The following is a 6,402-nucleotide window of genomic DNA, read 5'->3' on the forward strand; positions in this document are numbered from 1 at the left end:
CGTGATGAAGTCTTTGGTTTTGTTGATGATGGTTTTTGCGGCCGGCGGCGCGACGGCGGCGGATGTGATCGAGTTCGCCGACGGCGCGAAATTGGTCGGCACCATCACCTCCATTCGGAAAGCCGAAAAGGAATTCGATTTTGACCCCCGCGACGACTCGAAGTCGTCCAAGAACGTCTATCGATTTGACGAGGTCTTTCGTGTTTCCTACCAGGGCAAATGGTTCGTCTTGACGCCGAAATCGACGTCGTCGGCTGGCGATGACGGGGACGGAGACGGTGACGATTCGGGGACGGTCAAACGCTCCAAGGCAGAAGTCTTGGCGCTGATCGAGGCCGCCGGGAAAACGTCGCCCGATTGGTTCGATTCCGTGCCGCTGGACTATCCCAAATCGCTGGACCTGTCCTGGCCGATCAAGCCGCCCAAGGGGCCGTGGCAAAGCCATAAAAACATGGGCCAGTACATTTGGTCGGTCGTCAACGAAAACCCTGGCCGCTGGCATTCGGGAATCAAACTGCTGCACCATTGTGTCGCGCTGCATAAAGACGACCGGGTTTTGCTGCTGCGTGACATGAACGCCCTCGGCGACGCCTACTTTCGGTTGTTGCAGGACTATCCGCGGGCCGCGTTCTGGTTCCAGCAAGGCAAGGCGACCGTCGACAAGGTGCAAGGCGTACGACTGGCCGAGTGCTATTGGCGTCTGGGAAACCGGGACATGGCGATGCAGATGCTGCGCGGACGGCGTCTGAACCTCGCGGCGATCAAACTGTACGGCGACATGGGCGAGATCGATCGGGCGTTGAGTTTGACAGCCGCCTTCGTGAAATCGGGGAACGATTACCAGGCCAATATCCTGGCCGCCGACGCGTTGCGGCTTGCCGGGCGACCCGACGAGGCGATCGACTATTACCAACGCGTCCTGGCCTCGAAACAATTTCGAAATGATGAATACGCGAAACGTTTCAAAGCGCGTGCCCAGGAAAGTATCGAAACGATTCGATTGTACGACCAGGCGGACGTGAGTCGTGTCGCCGACGGCACCTATCGTGACAGTAGCACGGGGTACAACGGAAAGCTTTCCGTGGCAGTCACGGTAGCAGGCGGCAAGCTTGAAGCGGTCAAAATCACCGACCATCAAGAGAAACAATTCTACTCGTCGCTGACCGACACGCCGGCGCAATTGGTCGCCCGTCAAAGTGTGCAGGGCATCGATGGCACCAGCAGTGCGACGATCACGTCGCAAGCCATCGTCAACGCGACCGCCAAGGCGCTGGCCCAGGGAACCCGATGAAACGACGCGGTTTGGCACTGGCCGTCGCCTTGTTGGCCGCCGCAATCTTGGTGGCCGTGGCTGAAAACCACTGGATCGCGGCCCGGTTCGGCGTTCCGTCTGCACTGGCGGTCACGATCGCCGGCGTGGTGCTGGCCGCCGCCGTGCTGACACTGTTGACCAGCTACGATCGCGGCAGCCGCGCGGTGCTGCGACTGGATTGGTTTTCACCCGCCCTTCGTCGTCTCAAACCGGATCAATACGCCTCCCATTCCTTGACCGGGCGGTTGCTGCGTTGGCTGTTGCCTGACGGGCTGCAATCCGACAGGATGTCGAAACAGCGAGGGTTCTTGCGCAAGACGTTGCGACGTTTCGGTTTGTCGTGGCTGGCCTCTCCGGTGCGGCGGATCGTTCAAACCCTCTGTTTGGTCACGTTCGCCGTTCTTTTTTTCTATGTCTGCTGGCCCTACGATGCCCGACCGGCGACAGGAGTTCCGGGCGTGGAAAATACCGCCGCCGAGCAGTGGCCGTCGCACTACAGCGACAACCTGGCGGCGAAGGAGATCATCCCGGCGGAGACGTTTTTGATGATCGATCCGCTGGTCAGTTTATCGACGGCGGTCGCGTCGCGAAGCTGGGTCTGGTCGCTGGTGTCGGCGGCCGCGATCTTGATCGTTTGCGTGTTGATTCCACGAGGTTTTTGCGGCTACCTGTGTCCCCTGGGCACGACGATTGACTTGTTCGACTGGGCGGTCGGAAAACGCGTCCAGCGGTTTCGTGTTCCCGACGACGGTTGGTGGGTTCACATCAAATACTATCTGCTGGCCGGGACGCTGCTGTGTGCGGTGTTCGGCGTGCTGGTCTCAGGCTTCGTTTCGGCGATTCCCGTCATCACGCGAGGGATGTTGTTTCTGTTTGATCCGATCCAAACCGGAACGTTGCGCGGTTGGCATTTGGTTCCCGCGATGAACATCGGCCATCTGATCTCGATCGCGATGTTCTTGGGCGTGTTGAGTTTAGGGTTCTTTCGGCCGCGGTTTTGGTGCAAGTACGTCTGCCCAAGTGGAGCGGTGTTTTCCCTGGGAAATCTGTTTCGAATCACCGAACGCAAGGTCGAATCGTCGTGTATCAACTGCAACAAGTGTGTCGAGATCTGCCCGTTTGACGCCATCAAACCCGACTTCACCACTCGCACCACCGATTGCACAATGTGTCAGTCCTGTGGCGGAGTGTGTCCGACGCACGCGATCAAGTTCGTCGAACGGTGGAACGTGGTCGAGTTGAAGGTCGAGAACGATCCGCCGACGCATGAGACGGCATTGGGGCGACGCGGGTTCATGTCGCTCGCCGGTGGCACGGCCGCGGCTGTGGTCGGCAGCGCTGGGGTCTCATTGGCGACGAAAGCCTTTGGTGCACGCTTGGACGATCCCAATGCGTTCTTGCCCGTTCGCCCGCCGGGCAGTGTTCCCGAGCAAGAGTTTCTGGAGATGTGCATTCGCTGTGGCGAGTGTTTCAAGGCCTGTCCCAACGATGTGTTGCAACCGGAGGGATTTCAGCAAGGACTCGAGGGATTGTGGTCGCCGCTGGTCAACGCCGATTGGGCGGGGTGCGAATCAAGTTGCAACGCCTGTGGGCAAGTCTGTCCGACCGGTGCGATTCGCGCGTTGCCGTTGGCAGAAAAGAAAGTCGCTCGCATGGGCCTGGCGATCGTCAACGAGTCGACCTGTCTGCCGTTCGCCGGTCAAGAAGAATGTGATCTCTGTGTCCAAGAGTGCAACGCGGCGGGATACCACGCGATCGAATTCAAACGGGTCGGAACGGAAGTCGACGACAACGGAGTTCCGATCGAAGGCACGGGCTATTCGGCGCCGGTCGTGTTGGCCGACCAATGCGTGGGCTGTGGGCTGTGCCAGACGCGTTGCCATGCGATCAATGTCAAGGAGCGAGGTTTATTAAGCGAGTCGGCAATCATCGTCGAGGCGGGGGAAGGAAAAGAAGATCGGATGATGTCGGGGTCGTACATCGCGCTGCGACAACAAGAGGCTCGCGACCGCGCCAGCGCGTCGCCCAGCGTGGAGTACTTTGTTCCCGAAACGAACGAGCTGGAATCCTCGTTCGGCGAGCCAGAGTCACCGTTCGGCGTGCCAGAATCCCCGTTCGGTGAACCAGAGTCTCCGTTCGGCGTGCCGGGAACGCCAGCGATGGAGTCGACCGAGGACGCGTCGGATGACGATCCCTTTGGCACGCTGGGTTCGCAGTGATGGTCCGAGACGCCTTGCCGCGGCCGCGTTTCGCTACAATGCAAAGCCAGTCGTCTCACGCGTCTTGTTCCAACGCTTTCCCCTACGATCCTCTCGCAAATGAATCCGATCACCGTCGCTGCCGTTCAGTTCAACCATCGTCCGGGTGACAAAACGTTTAACCTTGGTCGCGTCGAGTCGCTGACGGCGGAAGCCAAAGCAAAGGGAGTCGATTTGATCGCGTTCCCCGAGATGTGTTTGACCGGTTATTGGCACGTGAGAAACCTTTCGGCCGAGCAGTGCAGGGAACTCGCCGAACCGATCCGAGGCGGTCGATGCACCGACGCGTTGCTGGAACTTGCCGCGCGACAGGACATGACCATCGGCGCCGGGCTGATCGAACTCGGCGACGACGGACGACTGTTCAACAGCTATATCGTCGCGATGCCTGACGGCGAGGTTGCCGTGCATCGAAAACTGCACTGTTTCATCAGCGAACACCTCGACAGCGGAGACGATTACACGGTGTTCGACATTCCCCAAGGGGCGACCGTGGGTGTGTTGATCTGTTATGACAACAACATCGGCGAAAACGTTCGCATGAACGCGTTGCTGGGGGCGGAGATTCTGCTCGCGCCGCATCAAACCGGCGGCTGCAATTCGCCCAGTCCGCATTGCATGGGCGTGATCGATCCGCAACTTTGGGAGCAACGGGAAACGAATCCCGAAGCGATTGAAGCGGAGTTTCGCGGGCCCAAGGGACGCGAGTGGTTGCGCCGTTGGCTACCCGCGCGGGCGCACGACAACGGGTTGTTCGTGGTGTTCAGCAACGGAGTCGGTGTGGACGACGACGAAGTGCGGACCGGCAATTCGATGATCTTGGGGCCTTACGGAGAAACGCTGGCGGAAACCTGGAAAGCCGGAGACGACATCGTGGTTGCCCGGCTCGATCCCTCGATTCAAGCCACCAGCACGGGGCGTCGCTGGCTGAAATCCCGCCGCCCCGAACTCTACGGCCCGCTGGCCGAACGCACCGGCATTGAACAAGACACCCGGGTCGTTCGTTTTGCAAAAGTGGATGGCGCCCACTCTGGCACGTGAACGCTCCACCGCTCAATTCCAATCGGCGCTCAAGGCCAATCGGCGCTCACGGCCAAGCGGCCTTCGACTTTAGTGAGGACCTGCGCCACGTACTCGCCAACGGCCATCCACAATTCTCGCCCGCCCCATCATGGCGTCTCCTGCCGGCTGACTTTGATCTCGCTGGCGGTTCGGTACATCAGGTTGTTGGCGAACTCTTCGCCGACGAAGGCCGCGACTGAAATGGATTTTCCCGACAGGTTTTTGGGGAGGGTGAATGTCACTTTCAATTCTCCGTCGCCGGACGCGGGTTGAATGATTCGCTCGATCCGCTTCCCAGCCGCGTCCTTGATCGTGACGTGAAACTTTTGCTCGCCCAACGGTTTGGGAATGTGGTGGATGATCGAGACGGTGTACGGGGCACCGGGTGTGGCCCAATCGGGGACTTGCATTTGAAACAGCTTGGGATTCGGTTTGGCTGTTCCGCTCGTCTTGGCTTTTCCGCCTCGCCTGTTGGCCCGCCGGGCGTCCGCTTCGGCTTGCACCTTGTCGACGTACGCACTGACCTGTTGTTTGTCGTCACGGTTGTCGAAGGCCGGCAGGATGTGGTCATTGGAATCGACCATGAATTGACGCATCGCCGCGCGGTGCTTGGCAACCTCATCGGCGTACTCGGGGTTGTCGATCAGATTGACAAGTGCATCGGGATCGTTTTCATAGTCATAGAACTCTTCGAGCACGCCGTGTTGAAACAATTCCAGACGGGCAGCGATCTGCGGGTCGGTCGGGGCTAGTTTGACCATCGCGCGATAGGTCAGGGTTCCCGTCGTCGCGGTTCGGAAGACGCGTTTACCGTCCGACCAGGGGTTGAACAGGTAACCGAAACGCTTGGATTGGACGCTCCGCATGGGGCTGCGATTGCCGCCCGAGTTTTCGTTGTAGACCTTGTAGACCAGATTGCGGCCGGGCTGCTGCTGGCCACGCAGTGTGGGCAGAAACGATCGGCCGTCAAACCCATCGGGATGACGGATCCCGGCGATATCCAACAGAGTCGGCAGCAGATCGACGGCGGAGATCATGTGGGTCGTGTCGACGGTTCCCGGTTTCGTCACGCCCGGCCAGCGCACGATCCATGGCGTCCGTGTGCTGTGGTTCCACAAGGCGGTCTTGGCGAACGGCAAGGGCATGCCGTGATCGGACAGGAAAATCACCACGGTGTCGCCGTCTTGCCCCGACTCGCGGAGCGCTTTCATGACGGCGGCGAAACAGTCGTCGGCGCGACGCACTGAAGAATAGTAGTGTGCCAGTTCCAATCGAACGTCCGGATGATCGAACAGAAAACCCGGGATCGGAACCTCATCAGGCGTAAACACGCGGGTGGGCACATTCTTGTCGTCGACGACCGCTCCATTTTTTCCCATCGCGTAGAAGGGTTTGTGGGGATCGGAGATGTTGATGTTCAGGCAAAAGGGTTTCCCGGCGCCCTTTGCCATCTCGATTCCCCGTCGAGTCGATTTGTAATACGACTCTGCGTTTTTTACGTCCTGCTTTTCACCGTCCAGGGTCGTCAGATCGGTGTCCCAGGCGTATGGCTGATAGGGTGTCGAGTGAGATACTTTGCCGCGAATGCCGACGAAGTAGCCGGCCTGTTTCATCAGATCGACCATGTGCGGGTAGTCGGGATCTTTCACTTGGTAGAACCCTTCCACGCCCGTGTTGTGCGGGTAGCGGCCCGAGAACATGACGTTCCGCGAAGGGTAACAATTGCCGACCTGCACGTGCGCGTGATGGTACCGCAGCCCCTCGGCCGCC

Annotated in this window: 4 protein-coding genes; 3 read left to right on the forward strand and 1 reads right to left on the reverse strand. The window is 59.5% G+C overall.

The genetic code is table 11. The features are described 5' to 3' along the window. The 3 genes from ABX749_RS17305 to ABX749_RS17315 form a co-directional block, all read left to right on the forward strand. On the forward strand, positions 1-1,291 hold a 1,291-nt coding region (locus ABX749_RS17305), incomplete at its 5' end, for an FMN-binding protein (protein WP_372897067.1). Continuing rightward, positions 1,288-3,531 (forward strand): 4Fe-4S binding protein, encoded by a 2,244-nt coding sequence (locus tag ABX749_RS17310; RefSeq protein WP_372897068.1) that lies wholly within the window; start codon positions 1,288-1,290, stop codon positions 3,529-3,531. The genes ABX749_RS17305 and ABX749_RS17310, both read left to right, overlap by 4 nt. Before the next feature lie 99 nt (positions 3,532-3,630). Beyond that, positions 3,631-4,611 carry a nitrilase family protein gene (locus ABX749_RS17315; protein ID WP_372897069.1) on the forward strand — a complete coding sequence of 327 codons (981 nt, stop codon included), beginning with the start codon at positions 3,631-3,633 and terminating at the stop codon, positions 4,609-4,611. Between the two features lie 128 nt (positions 4,612-4,739). Here the strand turns inward: ABX749_RS17315 and ABX749_RS17320 are convergent. Then, on the reverse strand, positions 4,740-6,402 hold a 1,663-nt coding region (locus tag ABX749_RS17320), incomplete at its 5' end, for a sulfatase (protein WP_372897070.1).

The sequence above is a fragment of the Stieleria sp. genome (assembly GCF_041595215.1).
Lineage (GTDB): Bacteria > Planctomycetota > Planctomycetia > Pirellulales > Pirellulaceae > Stieleria > Stieleria magnilauensis.